Below are 25,171 nucleotides of genomic sequence, written 5' to 3' on the forward strand. Positions count from 1 at the left end.
GGTGAACCCAGCCGAGGAGTTGCAAGCCGTCGCCCGACGACTGTTCGGTTGGCAAGAGCTCCGGCCGGACCAGCTCGACGGCATGCGGGCGATCCTTGCCGGCCGCGACGTCCTGGCGGTGCTTCCGACCGGATTCGGCAAATCGGCGATCTACCAGGTGCCGTCGGTCCTGACCGACGGCACCACACTGGTGATCTCGCCGCTGATCGCGTTGCAGCAGGATCAGATCGCCGCGCTGGAGGCCACCGACGAGCTCGAGGCCGTCGCGATCAACTCACGCCAGCGCGCCGCGCAGGCCGAGGAGAGCTGGGCCGCGGTTCGACACCAAGAGGCCGACTACGTCTTCTTGGCGCCTGAGCAGCTCGCCAAAGACGCTGTGCTGGAAGAACTTTCGCACGGACGGGTGTCGCTCGTCGTGGTCGACGAAGCGCACTGCGTCTCGTCGTGGGGACACGACTTCCGGCCGAGCTACCTGCGCATCCCCGACGCGCTCGCGCACCTGGGCCGGCCGCCGGTGCTCGCACTCACCGCAACCGCGAGCCCGGTCGTGCGCCGCGAGATCGTCGAGCATCTTCACCTGCGCGACCCTGTCGAGATCGCCGGCGGCTTCGACCGGCCCAACATCCGCCTCGAGGTGCACCACCATCTGCACGACGACGACAAACGTGGCGCTGTGCTGGCCGCCGCCCTGGAACTGGACGGCCCCGGCCTGCTGTACACGGCCACCCGCAAAGACGCCGAGTTCTACGCCCGCGAACTGGCCGAGCGCGGCCGTCGCAGCGCGGTCTACCACGCGGGGCTGTCCGCCGCCGAACGCGAAACGGTGCACGCGGGATTCGGCGATGACGAGTACGACGTGGTCGCCGCGACGTCGGCGTTCGGGATGGGCATCGACAAACCGAACGTGCGGTTCGTCATCCACGCGTCGGTTCCCGATTCGGTGGACAGCTACTACCAGCAGATCGGTCGCGCCGGCCGAGACGGCCACGAGGCGCTGGCCCGGTTGTTCTATCGGCCCGAAGACCTTTCTCTGGCAAGGTTTTTCACGACTCAGCGGCCCGACGACGGGTTCTTGCGGGCGGTGTACGACGCGCTCGGCGACAAGCCGAAACGGCTCAAACACCTGGGCGCTGAGCTGGATGTGCGTGGCCGCAAGCTGACCAATGCCGTCAACCTGCTCGAGCAGGCCGGCGCGATCACAAGCACCAAGAAGGGCTTTCGCGCCAGCGGTCAGGCCGCCGCCCTCGCGGTGGCTCGCGCACTGGAGGTGGCCGACGTCGCCGAGCGGGTGGACCGCACCCGTGTCGAGATGATGCGCGGCTACGCCGAGGCACGCGACTGCCGACGGCGCTTTTTGCTGAGCTACTTCGGCGAGACGCTCGCCGAGCCCTGCGGCAACTGCGACCAGTGCACGGAGGGGGACAGCACGTCCGCGCGCGACGAGGCAGCCGGGTTCGCTGTGGACGCGGAGGTGCAGCATCGCGAGTGGGGACGCGGCGTGGTGATCGGAGCAGAAGAGGACCGGCTCACCGTGCTGTTCGACGACTACGGCTACCGCACGTTGTCGGTGGCTGCGATCCGCGACAGCGACCTGCTGCGTCCTGCCCGCGCTGCAGGCTGACCAGCGAAACGCGGTCTGGAGGCGAGTCCCAACCGGCCGGACGGCTACGGCTTCGCTACCGTCGAAGGATGGCCGATGGCAATGTGCGAGTAACCATCACGAGCGGCACCGTCGAAGGGCACACGAGTGGTGGGGTGACCAGATGGCGGGCCATCCCGTACGCGCGCCCGCCCGTGGGCCGGCTGCGGTACAGAGCCCCGCAACCGCCGATCCCTTGGCGCGGGGTGCGGTACTGCCACGACTTCGCGTTCTGCGCCCCGCAGCGTCGCCGGTACACGCTCATCGGCTTGAACAAATATCAACCTGTCAGCGAGGACTGTCTGACGCTCAACGTGGTAGCCCCTGCCACGCCGTCGGACGAGCCGCTGCCGGTGATGTTCTTCATCCACGGCGGCGGCTACATGCTGGGCAGCTCGGCCACACCGCTGTACGACGGCGCGGCACTGGCTCGCCGCGGCTGCGTGTACGTCTCGGTGAACTACCGGCTCGGTGCACTCGGCTGTCTTGACTTGTCGTCGCTGTCCACTCCCGAGCACCCGATCGAGAACAACCTGTTCCTGCGTGACCTGGTGCTGGCCCTGCAGTGGGTGCACGACAACATCGGCCATTTCGGGGGAGACCCGAATCGAGTGACGATCTTCGGCGAGAGCGCCGGCGCGCACGCGGTCGCCACGCTGCTCGCCGTGCCGGCCGCCGAGGGCCTGTTCGCGGGCGCGATCTCGGAAAGCCCTGCCAGCGGCATGGTGGTCAGCGCCGAAGCCGCCCCCCGGTTCGCCGCCAAGTTCGCCGAGCTGCTGGGGGTCGACCGGCGTGATGCCGCCGCCACGCTGATGCACGCTGAGCCGCGCCGCTTGGTCAAAGCCTGCGACCAGCTGCTCGAGCATTCAGTTCAGGACATGTCCGGCGGATCGTTCGCCCTCGGCCCGACCGTCGACGGCGATTACCTGCCCCGCGATCCGGTGCAGGCGATGGCGCGCGGCGAGGCGCACCGGGTTCCCGTGGTCGTCGGCAACAACGCCGAAGAGTCGCGGCTGTTCACCCGCTGGTTGAAGATGATGCCGACGACGGAGCGGGCGCTCGAGCGACTGCTCGCCGACATCGACCCCGCCGCCCGCGAACGCATCCAAGCCGCCTACCCGGGCTATCCGCACCCCGACGAGTGCATGCGGCTGTCCGCCGACATGTTCTTCGGGTCGGCAGCGTGGCAGATCGCCGAGGCGCACAGCAAGCACGCGCCCACGTACATGTACCGGTATGACTACGCGCCGCGGACGCTGGCGTGGAGCGGGCTGGGCGCCACGCATGCGATGGAGCTGCTGGCTGTGTTCGACATGTACCGCACTCGGCTGGGGTCTCTGCTGACCGTGGCCGGGGATCGGCGTTCGGCGCTGCGGGTGAGCAACAACATCCAGTCGCGGTGGCGGCGGTTCAGCCGCACCGGCGTGCCGGGCCAGGGCTGGCCCAGCTACGACCACAACCGCGCGGTCATGGTCTTCGACAAGCACTCGCGGGTGGAATACGACCCGTACCCCGCCCGCCGCGAGGCCTGGCAGGACTTCAGCCTCGCCCGATAGGTCGGCACATGTCTGCGCTTCAGAGTCCATTCGGCAACTACCAGTTCGAGATCTATCTCAAGGGCATGGCCGGCCAGACGCCGGCCTTCCCGATGAGCTGGACCGAGCTCGAAGTGCAGGCGTCGGCGGCGATGGACGCCGGTGCCAACGGCTACGTGTTCGGCAGCGCGGGCACCGAGGACACCGAACGGGAGAACAGGGCGGCTTTCAATCGGCACCGGATCGTGCCACGCATGTTGCGCGACGTGTCGGTACGCGACCTTCGCACTGAGCTTTTCGGCGTCAAGCACGCGGCACCGGTGCTGCTGGCGCCGGTGGGCGTGCAGTCGATCGTGCACCCCGACGGGGAGATCGCCGCCGCCCGCGGTGCCGCCGCCACGGGAATCGGCTTCGTCGCATCCACCGCGGCGTCGTACTCGATGGAAGAAATCGCCGCTGCCGGCGCCGAGGTGCCCCGCTGGTATCAGCTGTACTGGCCCAAGGATCCCGAACTGACCGCAAGCTTCGTCGCACGCGCGACAGCCGCCGGGTACGGCGCATTAGTGGTGACGCTGGACACCGGGCTGCTGGCATGGCGTCCCCGCGACTTGCAGACCGCTTACCTGCCGTTCCTGCAGTCGGTGGGCATCGCAAACTACTTGTCGGACCCCGTGTTTCGCGCCGCGCTGCCGACACCACCGGAAGAGGATCCGACGGCCGCGGTGCTGCACTTCGTCAGCGTGTTCAGTAATCCCGCCATGAGTTGGGCCGATCTGGCTGCGCTGCGCGAAATGACCGACATGCCGATCGTCTTGAAGGGCATCTTGCATCCCGACGACGCGCGGCTGGCCCGTGACCACGGCGTGCAAGGCGTGGTGGTGTCGAACCACGGTGGGCGGCAGGTGGACGGCGCCGTCGCGGCGCTCGACGCGCTGCCCGACGTGGTGGACGCAGTCGGCGACCAACTCACCGTGCTGTTCGACAGCGGCATACGCTCCGGTGCCGACGTGGTCAAAGCGCTGGCCCTGGGGGCCAGCGCGGTGCTGCTGGGCCGCCCGTATTTGTGGGGGATGGCGCTGCAGGGTGCCGACGGCGTGGCGCAGGTGATCCGCAACCTGCTCGCGGAAGTCGATCTGACACTGGCACTTTCGGGCCATGCGTCACCGCGAACACTCAATCGCGATGTGCTGCGCGCCCGCTCGGCTTAGGGTCGGACAATGCGAGCCGCCGAGGTGACCGCCGAGTGGTTGAGCGCCCAGCTGCACGCTGAGGTTTCACAGTTCGATGTGCAGCGCATCGGAACCGGCCAGATGAGCGAGTGCTATCGCGTCGCGTTGCGCTACGCGAACGCCGCGGCAGGTCCCGATTCGGTGGTTCTCAAGGTCGCCGCCGCTGACCCGGTGAGCAGCCAAACCGGTTTCGCGCTGGGCCTTTACGAGCGCGAGGTCCGGTTCTACGCCGAGGTGGCCCCGCGGCTGGTGGGGCCGATCGCACCGTGCTACCACGCGTCGTTCGACGGGCAAGCGCAGACGTTCGCACTGCTGCTCGGTGACGCCGGACCCGCGGAAGTCGGCGACGAGATCGCCGGCACGTCGGTGGATCGGGCGCGGCTGGCGGTGTCCGAACTCGGCCGCCTGCAAGGACCCACGATCGGCGACCCGGCGCTCGCCGGAGCCGACTGGCTCAACCGCGAATCGCCGATCAGCCAAGCGATGCTGGCCCAGCTGTACGCCGGGTTCGCCGAGCGCTACACAGACCGGATCGCGCCGCGCCACCGGGAGGTTTGCGAGCGTCTGGTCGCCAGCTTCGACGCGTACGCGGCCGCCGAAACGCAGACGCCGCAAGGTCTGATACACGGCGACTACCGGCTCGACAACATGCTGTTCGGCCTCGAAGGTGCCGACCGGCCGCTGACCGTGGTCGACTGGCAGACCGTCAGCTGGGGGCCGGCCATGACCGACCTCGCATACTTTCTGGGATGCGCGCTGCCGGTGCCGTTGCGACGCGCGCACGCCGACGAACTGACAGCGCACTACCACACGGCGCTGGGGGCGGCCAGCGCACTGACACTTGCCGACGTGCGCGAAGGAGTGCGGCGGCAGAGCTTCTTCGGGGTGATGATGGCGATCGTGTCGCCGATGCTGGTGACTCGCACAGATCGCGGCGACGAGATGTTCATGACCATGATCGCGCGGCACTGCGAGCAGGTGCTCGACACCGACGCGCTTGCGCTGCTGCCGGAACCCGTTGCCTCCCAACCTCTTACCCCTGCAGCGGCCGACGAGTTCGCGCACCCTACCGGAGTGGAGCCGCTGTGGAACGAAAGCTGGTATTGCGATTTCGTCGACCCGGCGCAGCGCATCGGAGGATATGTGCGGCTGGGGCTGACACCGAATGAGGGCGTGGCCTGGTTCACCGCCCTGTTGTGCGGCCCTGAGCAACCGACGGTCGCGGTGATCGACTTCGCCGCCCCGATCGACGACCCATATAGCGTCAACACCGACGCGTTCGATTTCGCGCATACGATCGTCTCGCCGCTGCAGCGGTACCGGCTGGTGCTCAACGGCCACGGTCAACTGCACGACGATCCCGCCGCGTTGCTGCGCGGAGAGCCCGGCCGCGACGTCGAGGTCAGCATGGATCTGGAGTGGGTCACGGCCGGGACGCCGTATCAATACCGCGTCACGTCACGCTACGAAATCCCTTGCGCGGTAACAGGAACCGTCATTATCGGCGGCCAGCACACGAGAATCGATGCAGTGCCCGGACAGCGCGACCACTCGTGGGGGGTGCGCGACTGGTGGGGGATGGATTGGGTGTGGAGCGCCTTGCACCTCACCGACGGCACCCACCTGCACGCCGTTGACATCCGACTGCCCGGCGCCCCGCCCTTCGGCGTCGGCTATCTGCAACCGCCTGGCGCTCAACTGACCGAGCTGCAATCGATCAGCGTGCGAGCATCGTTCGGCCCCAACGGTTTACCGCTGACGACCGCGATCATCTACGACGACCTGGAGGTGGCCGCCGACATTCGAGGTCACGCCCCGTTGAGGTTGCAAGCCCCCGACGGCCGAGTGGCATGGTTCGCACGCGCATGGGCAGCGGTCACCACGTCCGACGGGCGCGACGGTGTCGGCTGGATCGAGTGGAACCGCAACGACGTCGACTAGATGACCTGCCTTCAGCGCTACCTCACCTTCGCCGCCGCGATCCTGGTGACGGGTGTCCTCAGCGGTGTGGCCGGCGGCTTCACCACCGTGTTGGTGCGGGCGATCGAACACCTCACCTACGGCTATCTGCAGGGTCCCCTGCTCACGGGCGTGAAAGACGCCTCGATACCACGGCGATTACTCGGACCTGCGCTCGGCTGCGCACTGGCCGGTGCGGGTTGGTGGCTACTGCGACGCAGGACAACAGTGCCCGGTCTGACCGAGTCCATCCGGCAAGGCCGCCCTTTTGCCCAGGGTCCGATGGCCGCTGACGCGCTGTTGCAGATCTTGGCCGTCGGCTCCGGTGCCTCACTGGGGCGCGAGCAGGCGCCTCGACTCTTCGCGGCCGCATCGACTGAGCTGTTGGTTCGGCTGGGATCGCTTGCGCCAGAGCAGCGTCGAATTCTGCTCGGCAGCGCAGCCGGTGCGGGCTTGGCCGCGGTGTACAACGTGCCTGCGGCCGGCGTGCTGTTTGCCTTGGGCATCGTGTTGCGCAGCTGGCGGCCGTTGCCGGTGCTGGTGGCGGTGGCGTCGTCGTGCATCGCCACGGTGACCGTGTGGCCCATCACCCACGGCGCGCCCACATTCGTTTGGCCGGACACTGCCTTCACATGGAAGGCCTTCCTGTTCGCAATCACCGCGATGCCGCTTGCCGCGCTCGTGGGCACGGCGTTCAACCGGTTGATCGCCCACGCTCGGGCGAAGGCGCCTGCGACGTCGTGGCTTGTGATACCGGCGATCAGTCTGGCCGGACTGGTCACGGGCACGGCATCGATCTGGATGCCACAGATGCCGGGCAACGGTAGGAGCATCGTGCTGGAAAGCCTCGCCGGCGGCGACACGCTGATCGGGGTGAGCGTGGCGGTGGTGCTCAAGCCGGTTCTGACGGCGTTGTTCATCCGCGCCGGCGCAGTGGGGGGCATGCTCACGCCGGCATTGTCGACGGGCGTCGCAACCGGCGCCTGTGTGGCGCTGGCCGTCAACCACCTGGGTGGTGAGGCCAGTGTTCCCACGCTGGCCTTGATCGGAGGCGCCGCCGTTCTCGGCATCACGCAGCAAGCACCGGTTTTCGCGGCCGTGTTCACCGCCGAACTGACCCATCCGCCACTCGAAGTATGGGTGATGCTGCTGTTTGCCGCAGTCGGCGCCCACGCGGTGCGAGCCGCGGTGGTGCGGCGGCGCTCGATGACCAGGATTCCCGCCGAGCACTGAGTCGTCACAAATCTGTAAGCGTCGGGTCGCAGGCAACGGGTATGCGGGCGTCATGGGTGAACAAGAATTCCACAAGGGTGACAAGGTGACCTGGAAGAGTCACGGCAGCACCGCAGAAGGCGCCGTCGAGGAGAAGATCACGTCTGACACGACGGCTGCCAAGCGCAAAGTGCGGGCTTCTGAGGACGAACCGCAATACCGGGTACGCAGCGACAAGAGCGGCAACGACGCGGTGCACAAGCCAGAAGCGTTGCACAAGAAGAAATCCACGTGACATGGCCGATGACGACGCCAAGACCTGGAGAGAATTCCGCGATGCCGTCAACATGACGGCCTCGGAATTACAGCGATGGCTTGATACTGACGAGTCGAAGAGTGTTGGGCAGAAGTCAGGAGGGTCAGAATCAACCGGCCATGAAAGCGGCCGGCGCATCGTCGCGATCCTCAAATCGAAGAAGTCGGAGCTGACCGACCACGACTTCGCCCATATGCGCAAGGTCGTCGGCTACACCAAACGCCATCTGGCGCAACGCCCTTCAGGGTCCGTGAATGACACCGCCTGGCGGTATTCGCTGATGAACTGGGGCCACGATCCGACGAAATGAGCGTCAGGCCAGGTGAGCGCTGCCGTCGCCGAGGTCGTCACGGCCGAGCCCCATTGGCGTCATCTCCGGGATGTCGCCGCCGGCGATGACGCGCCGCGTGATCGGCGTCAGCGCCTGGAAAAGCGTCTCGACTTCGTCATCGTCGAGCGCGTCGAGCGCGGCCAGCGCCAGGCGGTCTGTTTCCGTTTCCAGCCGATTTTTCAGTTCGATGCCCGCAGCGGTGAGCGTCCCGGTGTCGTCGAGTAATCCCCTTGCGGCCAAAGCTCTTTCGTGCTCCTGCCACGACGCCTCGTCGTAATCCCGGGTCCGCATGAGGTATTCGCGCGGCACTTTCCCGGCTGCGGCATGCAGCACATTGGCCTGCCGCCCCGAGATGGATGCCGCGGTCAGCAATGCGACGTGGCCGTCGCCGCGGTGCTCGCGCAACAAGGTGCAGGCGTGCCACAGCGCCGCGGCCGGCTCGTCGGGCCAGGGCAGCGCCTTGTTGGCCGCGAACAGTGGGCGGCCGTCGACGCCCAGATGCTCGGCGGCCCGGCGGGCGAGACCTGCTGCGGTGCGCACGGCGTCGTCGTCGCTGATTCCGTAACGGCGCAGCGCCGCGGCAGCCGAGTCGTAGCGTGCCTGCAGCGCCGCGTCGGGGCCGGCGACCGCCCATGCGCCGGTCAGCGACTTGGCCACCCGCTGCGGTGCGAAGTTGTAGAACACCGCGGTCACCACCTCGGGTGCGACCTTGCCCAGCGGTGCTGACCTCGCCGCGAAGTACCCCATCCAAAATCCGCGGTAGCCGAGCCCGTCGAGCGCGGCTCGAGCCTCGGGCGCGAAGTACGTCACGGCGTGCACGGGTTCGAAGCGGTTGAAGAAACGTCGCGCGAGTTCGGGCTGTCGGTCCACAGTGCGAGTTAACCTCAGGCATGCGGCCGATCGTCGTGATGGGCGTGTCCGGATCCGGCAAATCGACCGTGGCTGCCGCGTTGGCGCAGCGGCTCGGCGTGCCGTTCGCCGACGCTGACGACTTTCATCCCGCCGCCAACATCGCGAAGATGGCCGCGGGCATCGCACTCGACGACGAGGACCGCTTTCCCTGGCTTGACGCGATCGGCCGCTGGCTGGCCGATCGCTGCGACACCGGCGGGGTGATGAGCTGCTCTGCGCTCAAACGCAAATACCGGGATCAGCTGCGAAGCCATTGTGCGCGAACGACCTTCGTCCATCTGAGCGGATCTCCCGAAGTGATCGCCGCGCGGCAGGCGAGCCGGCCCGGCCACTTCATGCCCGCGTCGCTGATGGCCTCGCAATTCGCCACGCTGGAACCGCTGCAACCCGACGAGCACGGCATGACCCTCGACGTCGGCCACGACATCGACTCGATCGTCGCCGATTATCTGGCCTCCGCGCAGGAGAGGGGCACCCGGTGACGCGCACATTGCTGGCCGCCGACATGCCTGCGCCGGTGGCAGCATGGTGGCAGCTGATCCTCGCAGCGGCGGCGGGCATCGCGCTGATCGTCGTGCTGATCACCGCTGTCAAGCTGCATCCCTTCCTGGCGTTGATCTTCGGGAGCCTCGCGGTGGGCAGTGTGGCCGGCGAGAGCCCGGAGAAGGTGCTCAAGTCGTTCGCCGACGGCTTCGGCTCCACCGCGGCCGGAGTCGGAATCCTCATCGCGCTCGGTGCGATGTTCGCCAAGTTGCTCGCCGACTCCGGCGGCGCCGACGAGATCGTCGACACGATCGTCGGACACGCATCGCCGCGCGCTCTGCCCTGGGCGATGGCACTCGTCGGCGCGATCATCGGACTGCCGATGTTCTTCGAGATCGGCCTCGTGCTTCTGATGCCGGTGATTTACCTGGTGGCGCGGCGGTCGCAGTTGTCGCTGATCGCCGTCGGCATTCCCGCGCTCGCCGGGTTGTCGGCGATGCACGGCCTGGTGCCGCCGCACCCTGGACCGCTGGTGGCGATCGCGAACTTGCATGCCGACCTGGGCGTCACGCTGGCGCTCGGAGTCATGGTGGCGATACCCACCGTGATCGTCGCTGGTCCGTTGTTCGGCATGCTGGCCGGGCGCTGGGTGGTGGTCGACGTGCCCGCGACCTTCTCCACCGAACGCCCCGGTCCCGCACCGGTCGACGAAGTACGCGTCGACGGTCCCGAACGGCGTTGGCGCCGACCGTCTTTCGGTATCACGCTGTTCTCGGTGCTGCTGCCCGTCGTGTTGATGTTGGGCAAGGCCGTGGCGGACATCTTCATCGATGACGACAACCAGCCCGTCCGTGTGGTGTTCGACGTCCTCGGGACACCGTTGCTGGCATTGCTGATCGCGGTCGTGGTCGGGATGTTCACCTTCGGCGCGGGGGTCGGCATGTCGCGTGCCGAAGTGGCGACCTGCATCGAGTCCGGCTTGCCGCCAGTGGCCGGCATCATCTTGATCGTCGCCGCCGGCGGCGGTTTCAAGCAGATCTTGGTCGACACCGGAATCGGCACCATGCTCGCCGACTGGGCCAAGGGCGCACACGTCTCCGTGCTGCTGCTGGCATGGGTGATCGCCGTGTTGATCCGGCTGGCCACCGGCTCTGCCACGGTCGCGACGGTCACGGCCTCGTCGTTGATGCTGGGTCTGGTCGAGGAAATGAGCAGCGGTCAGGTGGCGCTGGTAGTGCTCGCGGTGGGCGCCGGTTCGCTGTTCTTCTCGCACGTCAACGACGCCGGATTCTGGCTTGTGAACCAGTATTTCGGCATGACGGTAGGACAAACCATCAAGACGTGGTCATTGATGGAGACGCTGTTGTCCGTCGTGGGCTTCGTGCTGGTGCTGTTGCTGGGGTTGGTGATCTGACGCCCGGCTCAGGCGAATTGCTCGTCGAGCCGCTTTTGCGCCTGCTTGGCCGCTTTGTCGGCCCGCTTCTGTGCCTCCTTGCTCAGCTTGTCGGCACGCTTGCGGGCCTTCTTGGCGGCCTTCTTACTCTGCTTCCTGGCGGTTTCGGCCAAGTCGGCGCCGCGCTCGCGTGCCACATCGGCCCAGTCGGACCCACGCTCGCGGGCCAGGTCAGCCCAGTCGGCGCCGCGCTCACGCGCCACTTCGGCAAGCTCGGCGCCGCGTTCACGGGCGACCTCGGCAAGCTCCGCCCCACGCTCGCGGGCGACCTCGAGTAGGGGAGAGACCCGCTCACCGGCGACGTCGGCGAGCTCGCGGCCGCGCTCGGCGCCTGTCTGCAAGCCTTGGCTGACCTTCTCTCCGACGGTGCCGAGCAACGCGCCGCCGGAGGCTGCGCCTACTGGCAACGCCGCCGACACCGCTTCGGATGCCCGCTTCGCGGCCCGACGGCCCCGCCAGCCGAGCGACGGCTTGCCCTCGGTATCCACCGACGCGATCATCAGCCCGCCAAGCAGGCTGAGATCGGTCAGGAAATCTCGCCGCTGTTGCGCTTTGCGCTGCGGATCGGTTTCGGTCCAGAACAGATGTCCGCCAAGGCTTCCCGGCACCACCGTGAGCGCCAGCGCCGCCGACGCAAGCCGCGGCAGTTTGCCGCTGGCCAACAACAGACCGCCACCGATCTGTACTCCGGCGGTCACCCGGGCCAATGTGAGGGGATCTTGAGCGACCTTGCTCGCCGCGGATGGCGGCAGTTTCTGCAAGCCCTCGGCGGTCGGACGGGCCGTCTCGGCCGCCTCCTCGGGGCTGCGAAGAGCCTCGATCCCTTGGCCAATGAACACAGCTGACAGCAGCGGACGCGCAACTCTGCGAACTAGCATGCCTCCGAATAACCTTCCTTCTCGCTTCGCAAACCCGACATCAGTGCTGTCCCGGCGCGTGGTTGTCGGTGACGCGTTGAAACACCGGCACCGCGATCCACAGGAACGCCATCGCCACGGCCGCGCATGCGCCGCCCACCCATCCGGCCGCCGCGCCGTACACCGCATAGAAGATCACGATGGTGACGCCGATCATCGCGATACCCAGCAGCACAACGCCGGCGATCGCGCACCGATGCGCGGTGGACACCAGCGTCCGCAGGCGCCGCTGCCGGAACAGTACGCGGTGAATGACCACTGGAGCGACCAGTAGCAGCGTGGCGCCGATGGAACACACCACCGTCGCCAGATACACATCCTTGATGACGTCGCTCAACGCAGAGAACCGCTGCTGGAACGGAAGCGTCAACAGAAAACCGGTGACCAGCTGGGCGCCGGTCTGGGTGACACGCAGTTCCTGCAGCAAGTTGCTCCAATTGCGGTCCAGCCGTTCGGATTCGCTTTCGTGCCGGGCGGAGTCATCCCACTGCTGATCGCGTTCCGGGTGGTCGACGTCCACGAAGTCATTCTTACCCGCGGATGCCGTATCTCAGTAGCACGGTCCCGGCGCGGAAGGATTTCGGTCGGTCCAGTAGCCGCAGCTGCGGGCGGCTGTCGGACGGAAACAACGGCCGCCCACGGCCCTGGATCGCCGGTTAGACGTACAAGCGGTACTCGTCGACCAGCCCTGCGCTGATCAGTGTGTGGACGAGTGTGATGCTGCTGGTGACCACGATGTCCTTGCCCGGCTGTCTCTTCAGCGCGCGCACCTGCGGTACGGGATCGCCGCGCAGCACTGTCGAGTTCTCCCATTCCGGGTCGTCCAGTGTCGACGAAACCACGTATTTGGCAACGGAACTCAGACAGTCGGTGATCCCCGTTCGGTCGTCGGTTCGAGCGGGCCAATAGTTGCGGAACGCTTCGAAGGTTTCCCGACCCAGCAGCAGCGCATCAGACTGGGCATCCTGACGGTGCATCTCTTCGAGCAGTTCGTCGTCCTGCGACGCGGGGTCGAACCAGTCGTCGAGCATCTCGATCGAGCCGTCCAACGTCATGTTCTGCGTGATGACGAGCGTGCGCATGGCTTACCCTTCAGGAGTCGGTTACCAGTAGTGACCGCGCCGGCGCACAAATATCATCGGTTCCCCGCAGTCAGGGGCGACCTTCGTGGCCTTCCCGCCCGTGCGTGCGGCGGCTCTCCTTCATCTCGGCTTCGAACACGTGGCGCCTGCCGCCCTGCAGTTCGTCACGCACCTGTTTCTCGTGGCGACGGAATACCGTCCAATAGTCGTCGTCGAATTCTTCGACGATCTGGAACGTCCAGCGGCCGTAAAGCACGTTGCGTCCCACCAGCTCGGCCTGCAGCCGATCCGCGACGGGGCCGTGCCCGGCCTCGCGGAGCTTGTCGCACGCCTCGCCGAGGAGGAGATCGGCGCGCCCCATCAGCTGATGAAAGGTATAGAGGTTGCCGCGGGCGCGTTCCACCCACTCCAGCGCTTCGGACACCGCGCCCACCGCTTCGACGGTCGCGTCGTCGACACCGGGAGGTCGACGGTGGTCGTCACGGGTCACGCTGTCTGCATCTGTGTCGGTCATGGCCGAGCCGTACCCGCTGCGTACGTGCAGCGAACTTTTCGTCACATTCCGGTTAGCGTTCGTGAAGCCGCCGGAATCAACTGCCGGTCACCGCGGCGTAGAGGGCATTGATCTGCTCGGTCTGTCGATCCGGGAGAGTGGGCCATGATTTGACGTTGTCGAGCAGCGACTGCGGCGGGTTGATCAGCGGGTTCGAGGCCAGCTTGGGATCGATCTTGTTGAGTTCGTCGGCCATGCCGGACAGCACCGGCACGTAGTGGGTGTGGGCAATCAGCTTGGCGTAGTTGGCCCGGTCGTAGACATAGTTGATCCAGGCCTCGGCCCAGTCCTGATGCTGAGTGGTGTATGGGATGACCATGGTGTCGATGAAAGCCGTTCCGCCCGTTCGCGGCATCACGAACTGCAGATCTGGGTTGTCCGCTTGCATTTGTACGACATCACCCGAATACGCTTGGGCCACAATCACGTTGCCGGCGGCCAGGTCGCTGGTGTAGTCATTGCCGGTGAAGTTTCGCACCTGTCCCTTGTCTTTTTGCTGCCTGACGAGGTCGACCGCTTTGCGCACGGCCTCGACAGTCGGGTCTTCCGGTGAATTGCCTTGCGACAGCATGATCATGCCCAGTCCGTCCTGCGGGTCGGAGAACAAACTGACCTTGCCTTTGAATGCCGGGTCCCACAGGTCGTCGACGGTTGTGATGTCGCGGCCCGTGGCGGCCCTGTTGTAGGCCAGACCCACCAACCCAGACATGTAGGGCGCGCTGAAGTTGCGGCCGGGGTCCAACGTGGCGTTGAGGAGATCGGGCCGCATGTTCTTCAAGTTGGGGATGTTGGCGTCGTTGAAGTCGTTGAGCCAACCGAGGTTGCGTAGCCGGCCCACCATGAACGACGTCGGCACCACCAGGTCGCAGCCGATGTCCTGCTTACGTGACAGTGCGTCTTTGACTTTTGCGAACCATTCCTCGTCGTCGTTGAAGTCCTCCTTGTAGTCGACGGTGATGCCGGTCGTGTTCTGGAATCCGGCGATGAATCCGTCGACCATGTAGAAGGGCCAGTTCGAGATCCGAAGCGAGGTGGACACCGGTCCGCTGGACCGGTTGGGGGTGCTACCGCAGGCGGCGAGGAACGACGGGCCCAGAGCCACTGCCGTCGCGGCGGCGGCACCGCAACCAAGGAACTGTCGGCGGCTGCTGGGTGGCATCCAAGCATCTCCTCGAGATCTTCGAATGGGGAATGTCGGTGGCTGACACCACATGGCGCTCGGTTCGGTCCACCTTCGCTGAAACCACCAGCGTCCGCAACCACGTCCGGCCGGCGTGCCCATCGGAAACGGTTGTCGACGCCCCTCTTGGAAGAGGCGAGTAGATTGCGCAGTCATCCGGCGTGGAGGAGGACCTATGAAGCTGCAGGACGCGTTGGACGCGATGTCGGCGGATGGCCGACCCGCTCATGTTTACAGCGAGCCGTACCACACCTCCGACGGGGCGACGATCATCGCTGTGTCCAAGGTCCGCGGCAGGATTGGGGGGCACGGCGACGCCGTCGCCGTGCGCGCAAAGCCGGTGGGACTGTTCGTCATTCGCGGGGCCGACGTGAAATGGCAAGCTGCGGTCGACGCAACGCCGATTGCGCTGATCGGCGTGCTCACGGGTTTTGTCGCGGCAACGCTGGGGACAGCGGCGATGATCCGTCGTCCGCCATGGCCGGATCTGAGGGGCACGGTCGGCTAGGCGCCGTGCCGGCAAGCCGCAGACGCTCGAAGAACAGCTGGCCGAGGCTGGTACGCGGCCGCACCACGGCCAGCCATATCAGCAGAGCAGCAACAGGAACGCCGATCCACCAACCGAGCAGGTGAATCAGCACGCTCGCGACGATCGCCGAACCCAACGCGCCGACGAACACGAACGCGAGCACGCTGACCACAATCTCGGCGACGCCGGGCGGATGATGCACGTCGGCTAGCCGGTAACCCTCGACGAGCCACGACGTCATGATCCACAGCAGCACCACGACGATCACCGACATACCGGCCAATGTCAGCGCCACCGGCGACGTCAACCACCGGCCCGCGCGCTCGACCGCGTCACCGGGTGACACATGGCGCGGCCACGACGCGAACACCGCTCGGTCGGCTGAGAAGAAGCGTTGATAGCCGCGGCCGTCCCAGCCGTGTACCAGGATGAAGAACATCCCGAAATAGCCGACGCCGACTTGCAGCCCCGCCGCGTAGCGCCGACCGGCGCGAATCAGCCTTGCGGTCACCCAGTAGCCGAGGATGCCTTGGCTCACGTTGGTGATCGCAAACAGCGTCACCAGCCATGCCGGTAGCGACGCGTGATCCCGCGCGACTTGCATTGTCTCCCAATCCGGAAACGCCCACAGCAGGTATGCACCGCTGGGCGCAAACAGCAAGGCGCAGTAGAGCACCGCGACGAAAAGGTAAGGCGACGAGAAATATCGCTGCCATCCGAGGCTTTCGGCGCCGGCGGGGCGGTCCTTGGCCAGCGCGATCTGGTGGGTCGCGGCCGCGGCGAACCCCGCACCGATGCCGTAGGCCCAGAAAACGTCCACCTCGACCATGCGAACCTCCCGTGTCGCTGTTGGAACGGCGCGTCTATCCCAGCCGGGCGAACCCGGCAGCGTCAACCCTGGACCACGTTGCGGAGGTGCGGCGACATGTTATGTATGTCATCATATATAGATGGCTTCTCCGCGAGAGCGCATGGTGCGGTCTGCGGCGCTGTTGATTCGCGAACGCGGCGCCAAAGCCACCGCCATCTCGGATGTACTGAGACACAGCGGCGCCCCACGCGGCTCCGCGTACCACTATTTTCCAGACGGCCGGACCCAATTGCTATGTGAGGCGGTCGATTACGCGGGGGAGTACATCGCCAAGCGAATCGCCGAGGGACGCAGCGGCCTCGATGTCCTCGACACACTTGTCGCCGCATACCGCGACCAGCTGCAGAGCACCGACTACCGCGCCGGGTGTCCCATCGTCGCGGTCGCCGTCGAAGCCGGTGACCCGGACAATCCCGACCGCACCGCGCCGCTGATCGAGCGGTCCGCGGCGGCGTTCGCGCGCTGGAACGAGCTCATCGCGCAGCGACTCGTCGACGACGGTGTTGCGCCGTCGCGCGCTGAGGAGCTGGCGATGCTGACCACCACGTCGCTCGAGGGCGCCATCGTGGTGGCACGCGCATCTCGAGATCTCAAGCCCATCGACATGGTGCATCACCAGCTGCGCGCTCTGCTCAAGTCGGAAACACAAAAGAGAAAGAGCCGCCGATGACCGTTGACTGGAAGCCCACCGCCTGCATTCTCTGCGAGTGCAACTGCGGCATCGTCGTGGCGCTCGACGGCCGCAAGCTGACCAAGATCCGCGGCGACAAGCAGCACCCGGCGTCGAAGGGTTACACCTGCAACAAGGCGTTGCGGCTCGACCACTACCAGAACAACCGCAGCCGGTTGACGTCGCCGATGCGCCGGCGCGCGGATGGCGGCTATGAGGAAATAGACTGGGACACTGCGATTTCCGAGATCGCCGCCGGCTTCGAACACGTCCGCGACACTTACGGCGGCGAGAAGATCTTCTACTACGGCGGCGGGGGACAGGGTAACCACCTCGGCGGCGCCTACAGCGGTGCGTTCCTCAAGGCTCTCGGCTCGCGGTACCGGTCGAACGCCCTGGCTCAGGAGAAAACCGGAGAACATTGGGTGGACCGGCACCTGTACGGCGGACATACTCGCGGCGAGTTCGAGCACGCCGAGGTATCCGTTTTCGTCGGAAAGAATCCGTGGATGTCGCAAAGCTTCCCGCGAGCGCGGGTGGTTCTCAACGAGATCGCCAAGGACCCGAACCGCTCGATGATCGTCATCGACCCCGTCATCACCGACACCGCGAAGATGGCGGACTTCCACCTGCGGGTCAAGCCAGGCACCGATGCGTGGTGCCTAGCGGCGATGGCCGGTGTGCTGGTTCAGGAAAACCTCTGCGACACAGCGTTTCTCGCAGACCATGTCACTGGTGCTGATGCCGTCCGGCAGGTGCTCGACGACGTGCCGGTCGGGGACTACGCCCAGCGCTGCGGTGTCGACGAGGAGCTGCTGCGCGCCGCCACCCGCCGGCTCGCCGCCGCCGCCAGCGTCGCGGTGTTCGAGGACCTGGGAATTCAACAGGCTCCCAACAGCACGCTGTGTTCCTACCTCAACAAGCTGCTGTGGATCCTCACCGGGAACTTCGCCAAACGCGGTGGGCAGCATCTGCATTCCTCGTTCGCGCCGCTCTTTTCATCCAGCGGAGTCGGGCGTACGCCTGTCACCGGCGCTCCGGTGATCGCCGGGCTGGTGCCGTCCAACGTCGTGCCGGAAGAGATTCTGACCAACCACCCGGACCGGTTCCGCGCAATGATCGTCGAGAGCAGCAATCCCGCGCACTCGGTGGCCGATTCGTCGTCGGTGAGGGCCGCGCTGGAGTCGTTGGAACTGCTGGTGGTTGTCGACGTGGCGATGACCGAGACCGCTCGACTGGCGCACTACGTGCTGCCCGCGGCGTCCCAGTTCGAAAAGCCGGAGGCGACGTTTTTCAACCTCGAGTTTCCCCACAACACCTTCCATCTGCGCCATCCGATCCTCGAGCCGCTGCCGGGCACATTGCCGGAGCCGGAGATCTGGGCGCGGCTGACCCGCGAGCTGAACGTGGTCGACGACGCCGAGCTGCGACCGCTGCGTGAGGCCGCCAAGCAAGGGCTGGAGGACTTCGCGCAAGCGTTCATGGCCGGGGTGAGCGCGAATCCGACGTGGAACAAGGTACTGCCCTTCGTGCTTTACGAGACGCTCGGACCTGCGTTGCCCGACGGGCTCGCCGGCGCAGCGGCGCTGTGGGGGCTTGCGCAGAAGACCGCGTTGACCTACCCGGACGCGGTTCGGCGCGCGGGACATGCCGACGGCAATGCGCTGTTCGAGGCGATCCTGAGCCATCGCTCGGGGGTGACGTTCACGGTGCACGAGTACGACGACGACTTCGCGCTCATTACGCATGCCGACCACAAGATCGCGCTGGCAATCCCCGAACTGCTAAGAGAGATAAGCGATTTGGCGGCGGAGCGCTCGCAGCTGACGACACCCGAGTTCCCCATCGTGCTGTCCGCCGGGGAACGGCGGCCGTATACCGCGAACGACATCTTCCGGGACCCGTCGTGGCGTCAGCGCGACGCCCACGGAGCGCTTCGGGTAAGTATCGAGGATGCACAGGCGCTGGGCCTGGTGTCTGGCGGACGCGCCCGCATCACCACCGCGGCCGGCAGCGCCGAGGCGGTCGTCGAGGTCAGTGAGGCAATGCTTGCCGGGCACGCGTCGCTGCCCAACGGCTACGGCCTGGACTTTGTCGACGAGGACGGCCAGACCCAAATTTCTGGCGTCGCTCCGAATGCTCTCACATCGAGCGCATGGCGCGACGCGTATGCGGGCACACCGTGGCACAAGCACGTGCCGGCCCGCATCGAGGCGCTCGCCGTCTAGCTGTTCTCGGCCAAGAAGTTTCGCAACAGCGCGGTGACAGCATCAGGTTGCTCCAGGGTGCTGGTGTGACCGCAGTTCGGAATCTGTTCCAGTCGTGCGCCGGGGATCAGCTCGGCGATGCGCTGCGCCTTATGCGGTGGGGTGGCGACGTCGTCGGCACCGACGATCACCAGCGTGGGTGCTGTGATCCGACCGATCTCGTCGTCGATCGGTGCGCGGTTGGCCACACCCATAACGGCCTTACTGACGCCGCTGCGCCGGCTGCGCTTCAAGCGCCGTTCCCATTCGGCGATAAGCGGCCGGCTGGCCGGGTCGGTGAGAAAGCTCGGACCGAACATGATGGGAAACACCGCTTTGCGCAGCGGCGGGATCCCGGTGAACCGGTATATCGTCCCGAGGAGCTTGTACCGCCTGACCTTGTCGGGGTCTTCGGGGCCGGCGCTGGTGTCCAGGAGCGTCAACGTGCGGATCAGCTCGGGCCGGCGGGCGGCGACGCGCTGCCCGATGAAGCCGCCCATGGACAGCCCGACATAGTGCACAGGAGCGACTCCCAGCAGCTCGATCAACGCCACGGCGTCATCGGCCAGAGTGTCCATGTCGTAGCCGCCCTTGGTGGCGGCGCTGTCACCTTGGCCGCGCCAATCGATGGCGATGCAACGGTATTCGCTTTGCAGCGCTTGGATCTGAGGATGAAACATCCAGCCGCTGAACAGCAGGCCGTGGCCGAAGAACACGGTGGGCGCATCGGGCCGCGCCGCCGGCGCCCGCGTGTCGGTGTAGTGGATCGTCGCGTCGTCGCGGCTGAAGGTCGGCATCGGTGTCCTGAATGTCGTTAGGAGAGAGCGGCTTTGGCGGCGGCAAGGTTGTCGGCGGCCAGAACCAGCCGGGTGTTGGTCGCCAAGTAGGCAGTCGTCAGATTGACGTCCGCGTTGCCGAGCTTCCGGGCGACCTCACCCAGCGCGCCCGGCCGGTCCTCGACGGGCAGCACAATCACCTCTTCTTCGGACACGATCTTGATACCTGCGCGTTGCAGCGCCTCGAATGCGGGAGTCGGGTCCGAAACAAGGATGTGGATCTCGGCCTGGCCGCCGCCACTGGGCATCGCGCAGAGCCCCTCGATGTTGGCGCCGGCCTGACCGAGGATGTCGCCGACGCGGGCGAGCTCGCCGGGCTCGTCGTCGAGATAGAGCGTCAGGTCGGTCGCCATCGCGCGCTCCTTTCGTGCCGTGGTCAGGCGATGTCCGCGACGAACACTCCCATGGACCGGGCGGCTCGCCGCGCTGCTGCCGGTAGCGCCGGGTCATCGGTGCCGGCCGGAATCACCCGCGGGTTGACGATGTGGACGTCTTTACGCACATCGCCTTTGCACAGCGCATTCACCACCGTCTCGTACGGCTTGCCGGACTTGCGTCCGCGGTGCTTGATGATCGCGAACGTCGGCAAATACGGGGCGATCTTCTTCATCACCGGGTTCATGTATTTGACCTGCAGACGTTCCACGACGGGTGGAAACCGCATCGGGACGCCGGGGGCGTTGTTGGGGTGATCCTTTGCGGACATGCGGTCACTTTACGACGTTGACCAGCCGGGGTGGCGGCGATGACCAGACGGCGCCGCGAATGACACCTGCGGCCGCCTTCCGTGTCAACGCGACGTAGGCTTCCGACGACGCCATGACCACGATCTATGCGACTCATCCGCGCTACGCCGAGCACGATCACCCGGGGCATCCCGAGAACGCCGAGCGCATCCGCGCGATTTGGCGAGGGCTGGACGAAGCCGGGCTGGCCGCGCGTATGCAAGCCATCGAGCCCCGGCCCGTCGACACCGAGCTGGTGCTCGCGGTGCACACCGCCGCGTATCTCCAACTGCTGCAGCGCATCAGCGCGACGCCGCGCACAACTTTTCTCGATCCGGACACGTACGCGGGCCCCGATGCTCTGACGATCGCGCTGCTGTCAGCCGGCGGTGCGGTCGGGGCCGTCGACGCGGTACTCAGCGGGATGGCGCACAACAGTCTGGCGGCGATCCGGCCGCCGGGCCATCACGCGATGCCCGGGCGTGCCATGGGCTTCTGCCTCCTGGGCAACGCAGCAATCGCGGCGCGATACGCCCAACGCCGATTCGGGATCGAACGCATCCTGATCGTCGACTACGACGTGCACCACGGCAACGGCACCGAAGCGATGTTCTACGACGACCCCACGGTGCTCTACATCTCGACCCACCAGTATCCGTTCTATCCGGCGACCGGTGCGGCGACCGACACCGGTACCGGCCGCGGCGAAGGCTTCACCGTCAACATTCCGCTACCCGCTGGCAGCGGTGATGTCAACTATGCCAACGCATTCGAGCGCATCATCTGGCCGGCCGCCGAGCGCTTTCAGCCGCAGCTCCTGCTGGTGTCCTTGGGTTTCGACGCGTATTGGAACGACCCGCTGGCCGGAATGCGGCTGACGCTGAACGGCTATTCGCATCTCGCCGGCGAAGTGATTCGCATGGCACAGCGGTTCTGCGACGGCAGGATCGTTTTCTTGCTCGAAGGAGGCTACGACCTCGACGCCCTGCGGTTCGGCGTGGCCGATGTGGCCCGACTACTGCTCGGTGAACCGTCGGCCCACCCGTCCGAGATCCCGGCCGACGGCCGTTCCGAGCCGGACATCGCGGCCCTGCTCGCGCGACTCGAACAGCTGCACCGACTCTAAGCGGATCGGCATGGCACCATGTCGCAGGTGGGCAACGGTTCCGCTTCTCAGCAGCGCCTCCGCGAGTTGAAATTAATTCGCCGCGTGCGCGATCGAATTGACCGCGAATACGCGATGCCGCTCGACGTCGACGCACTTGCGCGCGGTGTGAACATGTCTGCCGGGCACTTGTCACGCCAGTTCAAGTCGGCCTACGGGGAGTCGCCGTACTCGTACCTGATGACGCGGCGCATCGAACGGGCGATGGCACTGCTTCGTCGCGGCGACATGTCGGTCACCGAAGTGTGTTTCGCCGTCGGCTGCTCATCTTTGGGCACATTCAGCAGCCGCTTTACCGAGCTTGTCGGGATGCCGCCCAGCGTCTACCGGGAACGGACAGCACGTATGACGCAGGGGATGCCGTCATGTGTGGAAAAGCAGGTGACCAAACCGATCAGGAATCGAGAAGCACCCGCGGTCGGTCTGCACTTAGCCTGAGCGCCATGGACATCACCATTCACTCCAGCTTTCTTCCGCACGACGATCCGGAGGAGTCTCTGGCGTTCTACCGTGACACCCTCGGCTTCGAAGTTCGCCTCGACGTGGGCGCCGGCGCGATGCGATGGATCACTGTCGGGCCGCCGAATCAGCCCGAGACCTCGATCGTCCTGTATCCGCCGGACGCCACCCCTGGCCTCACCGACGACGAGCGGAGGGTCATCCACGAGATGATGGCCAAGGGCACCTTCGGCACGCTGCTGTTGGCGACCAAGGACCTCGACGCCACATTCGAACAGGTGCAAGGCAGCGACGCAGAAGTGGTCCAAGAGCCGGCGGAACAACCGTACGGGGTGCGTGACTGCGCCCTGCGTGACCCGGCGGGCAACATGATCCGCATCCAGGAAGTTCGCTGACCGATTCAACCGACTATGACAACGAACGCGAAGTCGACAGCACCAGCAAAGCAAGAGGCCGACAGCCACGACGTAATCCGCGTAATAGGCGCGCGGGAGAACAATTTGAAAGACGTCAGCATCGAACTACCCAAGCGCAGGCTGACTGTGTTCACCGGGGTATCTGGCTCGGGTAAGAGCTCGTTGGTATTCGACACGATTGCCGCAGAGTCACAGCGGCTGATCAACGAAACCTACAGCGCCTTCGTACAGGGGTTCATGCCGACGCTGGCGCGGCCCGACGTCGACGTGCTTGACGGCCTGACTGCCGCGATCGTGGTCGACCAGGATCGGATGGGCTCCGATCCGAGATCGACGGTCGGTACTGCCACCGACGCCTACGCGATGCTGCGCATCTTGTTCAGTCGGCTCGGACGGCCGCATATCGGCTCACCGCAAGCATTTTCGTTCAACGTCGCTTCCATCAGCGGAGCCGGCGCGGTGTCGATCGACCGAGGCGGACGAACCGTGAGAGAGAGGCGCAGCTTCTCTGTCACGGGTGGCATGTGTCCCCGGTGCGAGGGCCGCGGCTCGATCACCGATTTCGACCTGTCCGCGCTGTACGACGACACCAAGTCGCTCAACGAAGGTGCGCTGACGATACCCGGCTTCAGCATGGATGGCTGGTACGGCCGGATCTTCAGAGGTTGCGGATTCTTCGACCCGGACAAGCCGATTCGTAAATTCAGCAAGAAAGAAATGCGCGACCTTCTCTACAAGGAGCCGACCAGAATCAAGGTCGACAGGGTCAACGTGACCTACGAGGGTTTGATACCGCGAATCCAGAAGTCGTTCCTTTCTAAGGACATCGAGGCGATGCAGCCGCACATTCGCGCCTTTGTCGAACGAGCGGTCACCTTCAGCATCTGTCCGGACTGCCACGGCACGCGGCTGTCCGAGCTCGCCCGGTCGTCGAAAATCAAGGGCAAAAACATCGCGGAAGTCAGCGCGATGCAGATCACCGACACCCTCGAATGGGTGAAGGGCGTCGACGACGCCTCCGTGGAACCTCTGCTGACGGCGTTGAAGGACACCCTCGCGGGTTTTGTGGAGATCGGACTGGGTTACCTCTCCCTCGATCGGCCTTCGGGCACGCTGTCCGGCGGAGAAGCGCAGCGCGTCAAGATGATTTGCCAACTCGGGTCGTCGCTCAGCGACGTCACCTATGTCTTCGACGAGCCCACCGCAGGACTGCACCCCCACGACATTCACCGCATGAACGAACTGCTGCTGCGGCTGCGCGACAAGGGCAACACGGTCCTTGTCGTGGAGCACGAGCCGCAGACCATCGCGATCGCCGACCACGTTGTGGATCTCGGACCCGGGGCGGGCGCCGTCGGCGGTCAGGTGGTGTTCGCGGGGACGGTCGACGGGCTGCGGTCTAGCGGCACCCTTACCGGACGGCACCTCCATGACAAGGCGAAGCTCAAGGGCTCAGTGCGAGAACCCAAGCGCGCTCTGATGATTCGCGGTGCCAACACTCACAATCTGCGTGACGTCGACGTCGACATCCCGCTCGGCGTGCTCGTCGTCGTCACGGGGGTGGCCGGCTCGGGCAAGAGCTCACTCGTCGACGGGTCGGTGGCCGGGCGGGATGGCGTCATCACGGTCGACCAGGCTCCGATTCGCGGTTCACGCCGCAGCAATCCCGCCACGTACACGGGGCTTCTCGACCCCATCCGGACGGCGTTCGCCAAGGCCAACGGCGTCAAGCCCGCTTTGTTCAGCCCCAACTCCCAAGGCGCGTGCCCCAACTGCAATGGTGCAGGCGTTATCTACACCGACTTGGCGATGATGGCCGGCGTCGCCGTCACATGTGAAGAGTGTGAAGGCAGGCGGTTCGGCGCAGCGGTGCTCGAGTACAAACTCGGCGGTCGAGACATCAGCGAAGTGCTCGACATGTCGGTAGCTCAAGCCCTCACCTTCTTCAGTTCCGCCGACGTGAAACTGCCTGCCGCACAGCGCGTCCTCGAGCGCTTGGACAGCGTCGGACTCGGCTACCTGAGCTTGGGCCAGCCATTGACGACGCTGTCCGGCGGGGAACGCCAACGGCTGAAGCTCGCCGCCCAGATGGCCGGCGACGCAAGCATCTATATCCTCGACGAGCCAACCACCGGATTGCACCCCGCTGACGTGGAGCAGCTCCTCGGTTTGCTCGACGGGCTTGTCGACGCGGGAAAATCAGTGATCGTCATCGAGCACCACCAGGCGGTGATGGCTCATGCGGATTGGCTCATCGACTTAGGTCCGGGCGCCGGACATGACGGCGGACGAATCGTCTTCGAGGGCACGCCGGCGGAACTGGTCGCTGCGCGATCCACGCTCACCGGCGAACACCTGGCAGCCTACGTCGGGGCGAACTGATGCGTCTGCAACCTCAACCGGGCGGAGCGGCCCCTCCCACTCTCAACCTATAGCGCACCCCGGGTCTTGCC

At 65.9% G+C, this 25,171-nt stretch carries 25 protein-coding genes and 1 pseudogene; 16 read left to right on the forward strand and 10 right to left on the reverse strand.

Going from position 1 to position 25,171, the window contains the following annotated elements:
- Position 1: 1 nt before the first annotated feature.
- The 7 genes from AC5Y4C_RS18765 to AC5Y4C_RS18795 all read left to right on the forward strand — a co-directional run bounded on the left by AC5Y4C_RS18765 (position 2) and on the right by AC5Y4C_RS18795 (position 8,200).
- On the forward strand, positions 2–1,621 hold the full coding sequence (locus tag AC5Y4C_RS18765) for a RecQ family ATP-dependent DNA helicase (RefSeq protein ID WP_499964458.1): 1,620 nt from the start codon (positions 2–4) through the stop codon (positions 1,619–1,621).
- A gap of 68 nt (positions 1,622–1,689) precedes the next feature.
- A complete protein-coding gene (locus AC5Y4C_RS18770) occupies positions 1,690–3,195 on the forward strand; it encodes a carboxylesterase/lipase family protein (protein ID WP_499908160.1) in 1,506 nt (501 codons plus the stop codon).
- Between the two features lie 8 nt (positions 3,196–3,203).
- Positions 3,204–4,382, forward strand: coding sequence for a lactate 2-monooxygenase (locus AC5Y4C_RS18775; protein ID WP_499964457.1), 1,179 nt, complete (start codon positions 3,204–3,206; stop codon positions 4,380–4,382).
- Positions 4,383–4,391: 9 nt separating this feature from the next.
- The gene (locus tag AC5Y4C_RS18780; RefSeq protein ID WP_499964455.1) at positions 4,392–6,344 is read left to right on the forward strand and encodes a DUF7064 domain-containing protein; all 1,953 of its coding nucleotides are present in this window, start codon (positions 4,392–4,394) and stop codon (positions 6,342–6,344) included.
- On the forward strand, positions 6,345–7,595 hold the full coding sequence (locus AC5Y4C_RS18785; protein ID WP_499964453.1) for a chloride channel protein: 1,251 nt from the start codon (positions 6,345–6,347) through the stop codon (positions 7,593–7,595). It abuts the gene before it with no gap.
- A 52-nt stretch (positions 7,596–7,647) separates the two neighbouring features.
- On the forward strand, positions 7,648–7,869 hold the full coding sequence (locus AC5Y4C_RS18790; RefSeq protein WP_499964452.1) for a hypervirulence associated TUDOR domain-containing protein: 222 nt from the start codon (positions 7,648–7,650) through the stop codon (positions 7,867–7,869).
- Position 7,870: 1 nt separating this feature from the next.
- Positions 7,871–8,200: a DUF3140 domain-containing protein gene (locus tag AC5Y4C_RS18795; RefSeq protein ID WP_499908165.1), complete on the forward strand. Its 330-nt coding sequence runs from the start codon at positions 7,871–7,873 to the stop codon at positions 8,198–8,200.
- Between the two features lie 3 nt (positions 8,201–8,203).
- On the opposite strand, the gene AC5Y4C_RS18800 is transcribed toward AC5Y4C_RS18795, so the two are convergent.
- On the reverse strand, positions 8,204–9,091 hold the full coding sequence (locus AC5Y4C_RS18800) for an SCO6745 family protein (protein WP_499964451.1): 888 nt from the start codon (positions 9,089–9,091) through the stop codon (positions 8,204–8,206).
- A gap of 20 nt (positions 9,092–9,111) precedes the next feature.
- On the opposite strand from AC5Y4C_RS18800, the gene AC5Y4C_RS18805 reads away from it, so the two are divergent.
- A complete protein-coding gene (locus tag AC5Y4C_RS18805; RefSeq protein WP_499964449.1) occupies positions 9,112–9,615 on the forward strand; it encodes a gluconokinase in 504 nt (167 codons plus the stop codon).
- A gap of 23 nt (positions 9,616–9,638) precedes the next feature.
- Positions 9,639–11,030, forward strand: a complete 1,392-nt coding sequence (locus AC5Y4C_RS18810) for a GntP family permease (protein ID WP_499964543.1) — start codon at positions 9,639–9,641, stop codon at positions 11,028–11,030.
- 8 nt (positions 11,031–11,038) lie between these two features.
- On the opposite strand, the gene AC5Y4C_RS18815 is transcribed toward AC5Y4C_RS18810, so the two are convergent.
- The 5 genes and pseudogenes from AC5Y4C_RS18815 to AC5Y4C_RS18835 all read right to left on the reverse strand — a co-directional run bounded on the left by AC5Y4C_RS18815 (position 11,039) and on the right by AC5Y4C_RS18835 (position 14,780).
- Entirely contained in the window at positions 11,039–11,947 is a 909-nt protein-coding gene (locus tag AC5Y4C_RS18815) for a DoxX family membrane protein (protein WP_499908168.1), read from the reverse strand.
- Positions 11,948–11,987: 40 nt separating this feature from the next.
- Positions 11,988–12,506, reverse strand: a complete 519-nt coding sequence (locus AC5Y4C_RS18820; protein WP_499908169.1) for a DUF6328 family protein — start codon at positions 12,504–12,506, stop codon at positions 11,988–11,990.
- Between the two features lie 10 nt (positions 12,507–12,516).
- Positions 12,517–13,068, reverse strand: a pseudogene (locus AC5Y4C_RS18825) (dihydrofolate reductase family protein).
- A 70-nt stretch (positions 13,069–13,138) separates the two neighbouring features.
- On the reverse strand, positions 13,139–13,582 hold the full coding sequence (locus AC5Y4C_RS18830; RefSeq protein ID WP_499964447.1) for a hypothetical protein: 444 nt from the start codon (positions 13,580–13,582) through the stop codon (positions 13,139–13,141).
- Between the two features lie 76 nt (positions 13,583–13,658).
- A complete protein-coding gene (locus AC5Y4C_RS18835) occupies positions 13,659–14,780 on the reverse strand; it encodes an ABC transporter substrate-binding protein (RefSeq protein WP_499908172.1) in 1,122 nt (373 codons plus the stop codon).
- A 196-nt stretch (positions 14,781–14,976) separates the two neighbouring features.
- Here AC5Y4C_RS18835 and AC5Y4C_RS18840 point away from each other — a divergent pair, with 196 nt between their 5' ends.
- Positions 14,977–15,309 carry a hypothetical protein gene (locus AC5Y4C_RS18840; protein WP_499908173.1) on the forward strand — a complete coding sequence of 111 codons (333 nt, stop codon included), beginning with the start codon at positions 14,977–14,979 and terminating at the stop codon, positions 15,307–15,309.
- On the opposite strand, the gene AC5Y4C_RS18845 is transcribed toward AC5Y4C_RS18840, so the two are convergent.
- Positions 15,224–16,159 (reverse strand): hypothetical protein, encoded by a 936-nt coding sequence (locus tag AC5Y4C_RS18845; protein ID WP_499949249.1) that lies wholly within the window; start codon positions 16,157–16,159, stop codon positions 15,224–15,226. The two genes, AC5Y4C_RS18840 and AC5Y4C_RS18845, sit on opposite strands and share 86 nt — an antisense overlap.
- 121 nt (positions 16,160–16,280) lie before the next feature.
- On the opposite strand from AC5Y4C_RS18845, the gene AC5Y4C_RS18850 reads away from it, so the two are divergent.
- A complete protein-coding gene (locus AC5Y4C_RS18850; RefSeq protein WP_499949245.1) occupies positions 16,281–16,871 on the forward strand; it encodes a TetR/AcrR family transcriptional regulator in 591 nt (196 codons plus the stop codon).
- Positions 16,868–19,099 carry a molybdopterin-dependent oxidoreductase gene (locus AC5Y4C_RS18855; protein ID WP_499964445.1) on the forward strand — a complete coding sequence of 744 codons (2,232 nt, stop codon included), beginning with the start codon at positions 16,868–16,870 and terminating at the stop codon, positions 19,097–19,099. The genes AC5Y4C_RS18850 and AC5Y4C_RS18855 overlap by 4 nt, the downstream gene beginning before the upstream one ends.
- Here the strand turns inward: AC5Y4C_RS18855 and AC5Y4C_RS18860 are convergent.
- The 3 genes from AC5Y4C_RS18860 to AC5Y4C_RS18870 are packed head-to-tail and all read right to left on the reverse strand — an operon-like array spanning position 19,096 to position 20,659.
- Entirely contained in the window at positions 19,096–19,914 is an 819-nt protein-coding gene (locus AC5Y4C_RS18860; RefSeq protein WP_499964444.1) for an alpha/beta fold hydrolase, read from the reverse strand. The genes AC5Y4C_RS18855 and AC5Y4C_RS18860 overlap by 4 nt on opposite strands.
- 17 nt (positions 19,915–19,931) lie before the next feature.
- A complete protein-coding gene (locus AC5Y4C_RS18865) occupies positions 19,932–20,306 on the reverse strand; it encodes an ACT domain-containing protein (protein ID WP_499908178.1) in 375 nt (124 codons plus the stop codon).
- 23 nt (positions 20,307–20,329) lie between these two features.
- On the reverse strand, positions 20,330–20,659 hold the full coding sequence (locus AC5Y4C_RS18870; protein WP_499964443.1) for a PNPOx family protein: 330 nt from the start codon (positions 20,657–20,659) through the stop codon (positions 20,330–20,332).
- Positions 20,660–20,772: 113 nt separating this feature from the next.
- Here AC5Y4C_RS18870 and AC5Y4C_RS18875 point away from each other — a divergent pair, with 113 nt between their 5' ends.
- Genes AC5Y4C_RS18875 through AC5Y4C_RS18890 form a run of 4 tightly spaced genes read left to right on the forward strand, consistent with a single transcriptional unit; the run spans position 20,773 to position 25,100 of the window.
- Complete coding sequence (locus AC5Y4C_RS18875; RefSeq protein WP_499964441.1) at positions 20,773–21,804, forward strand: histone deacetylase family protein; 1,032 nt, start codon at positions 20,773–20,775, stop codon at positions 21,802–21,804.
- A gap of 18 nt (positions 21,805–21,822) precedes the next feature.
- A complete protein-coding gene (locus tag AC5Y4C_RS18880) occupies positions 21,823–22,281 on the forward strand; it encodes a helix-turn-helix transcriptional regulator (RefSeq protein WP_500008510.1) in 459 nt (152 codons plus the stop codon).
- Between the two features lie 5 nt (positions 22,282–22,286).
- On the forward strand, positions 22,287–22,697 hold the full coding sequence (locus tag AC5Y4C_RS18885) for a VOC family protein (protein WP_499908182.1): 411 nt from the start codon (positions 22,287–22,289) through the stop codon (positions 22,695–22,697).
- 15 nt (positions 22,698–22,712) lie between these two features.
- Positions 22,713–25,100, forward strand: coding sequence for an ATP-binding cassette domain-containing protein (locus tag AC5Y4C_RS18890; protein ID WP_499964438.1), 2,388 nt, complete (start codon positions 22,713–22,715; stop codon positions 25,098–25,100).
- Positions 25,101–25,171: the final 71 nt, after the last annotated feature.

It is taken from the genome of Mycobacterium sp. NGS35, assembly GCF_059812855.1.

Coding starts and splice junctions, on each gene's coding strand:
- AC5Y4C_RS18795 (WP_499908165.1), top strand. CDS start 7,871: ATGGCCGATGACGACGCCAAGACCTGGAGAGAATTCCGCGATGCCGTC.
- AC5Y4C_RS18835 (WP_499908172.1), bottom strand. CDS start 14,780: ATGCCACCCAGCAGCCGCCGACAGTTCCTTGGTTGCGGTGCCGCCGCC.
- AC5Y4C_RS18780 (WP_499964455.1), top strand. CDS start 4,392: ATGCGAGCCGCCGAGGTGACCGCCGAGTGGTTGAGCGCCCAGCTGCAC.
- AC5Y4C_RS18840 (WP_499908173.1), top strand. CDS start 14,977: ATGAAGCTGCAGGACGCGTTGGACGCGATGTCGGCGGATGGCCGACCC.
- AC5Y4C_RS18785 (WP_499964453.1), top strand. CDS start 6,345: ATGACCTGCCTTCAGCGCTACCTCACCTTCGCCGCCGCGATCCTGGTG.
- AC5Y4C_RS18870 (WP_499964443.1), bottom strand. CDS start 20,659: ATGTCCGCAAAGGATCACCCCAACAACGCCCCCGGCGTCCCGATGCGG.
- AC5Y4C_RS18885 (WP_499908182.1), top strand. CDS start 22,287: ATGGACATCACCATTCACTCCAGCTTTCTTCCGCACGACGATCCGGAG.
- AC5Y4C_RS18830 (WP_499964447.1), bottom strand. CDS start 13,582: ATGACCGACACAGATGCAGACAGCGTGACCCGTGACGACCACCGTCGA.
- AC5Y4C_RS18855 (WP_499964445.1), top strand. CDS start 16,868: ATGACCGTTGACTGGAAGCCCACCGCCTGCATTCTCTGCGAGTGCAAC.
- AC5Y4C_RS18815 (WP_499908168.1), bottom strand. CDS start 11,947: ATGCTAGTTCGCAGAGTTGCGCGTCCGCTGCTGTCAGCTGTGTTCATT.
- AC5Y4C_RS18805 (WP_499964449.1), top strand. CDS start 9,112: ATGCGGCCGATCGTCGTGATGGGCGTGTCCGGATCCGGCAAATCGACC.
- AC5Y4C_RS18770 (WP_499908160.1), top strand. CDS start 1,690: ATGGCCGATGGCAATGTGCGAGTAACCATCACGAGCGGCACCGTCGAA.
- AC5Y4C_RS18890 (WP_499964438.1), top strand. CDS start 22,713: ATGACAACGAACGCGAAGTCGACAGCACCAGCAAAGCAAGAGGCCGAC.
- AC5Y4C_RS18810 (WP_499964543.1), top strand. CDS start 9,639: ATGCCTGCGCCGGTGGCAGCATGGTGGCAGCTGATCCTCGCAGCGGCG.
- AC5Y4C_RS18865 (WP_499908178.1), bottom strand. CDS start 20,306: ATGGCGACCGACCTGACGCTCTATCTCGACGACGAGCCCGGCGAGCTC.
- AC5Y4C_RS18875 (WP_499964441.1), top strand. CDS start 20,773: ATGACCACGATCTATGCGACTCATCCGCGCTACGCCGAGCACGATCAC.
- AC5Y4C_RS18790 (WP_499964452.1), top strand. CDS start 7,648: ATGGGTGAACAAGAATTCCACAAGGGTGACAAGGTGACCTGGAAGAGT.
- AC5Y4C_RS18850 (WP_499949245.1), top strand. CDS start 16,281: ATGGCTTCTCCGCGAGAGCGCATGGTGCGGTCTGCGGCGCTGTTGATT.
- AC5Y4C_RS18860 (WP_499964444.1), bottom strand. CDS start 19,914: ATGCCGACCTTCAGCCGCGACGACGCGACGATCCACTACACCGACACG.
- AC5Y4C_RS18775 (WP_499964457.1), top strand. CDS start 3,204: ATGTCTGCGCTTCAGAGTCCATTCGGCAACTACCAGTTCGAGATCTAT.
- AC5Y4C_RS18845 (WP_499949249.1), bottom strand. CDS start 16,159: ATGGTCGAGGTGGACGTTTTCTGGGCCTACGGCATCGGTGCGGGGTTC.
- AC5Y4C_RS18880 (WP_500008510.1), top strand. CDS start 21,823: ATGTCGCAGGTGGGCAACGGTTCCGCTTCTCAGCAGCGCCTCCGCGAG.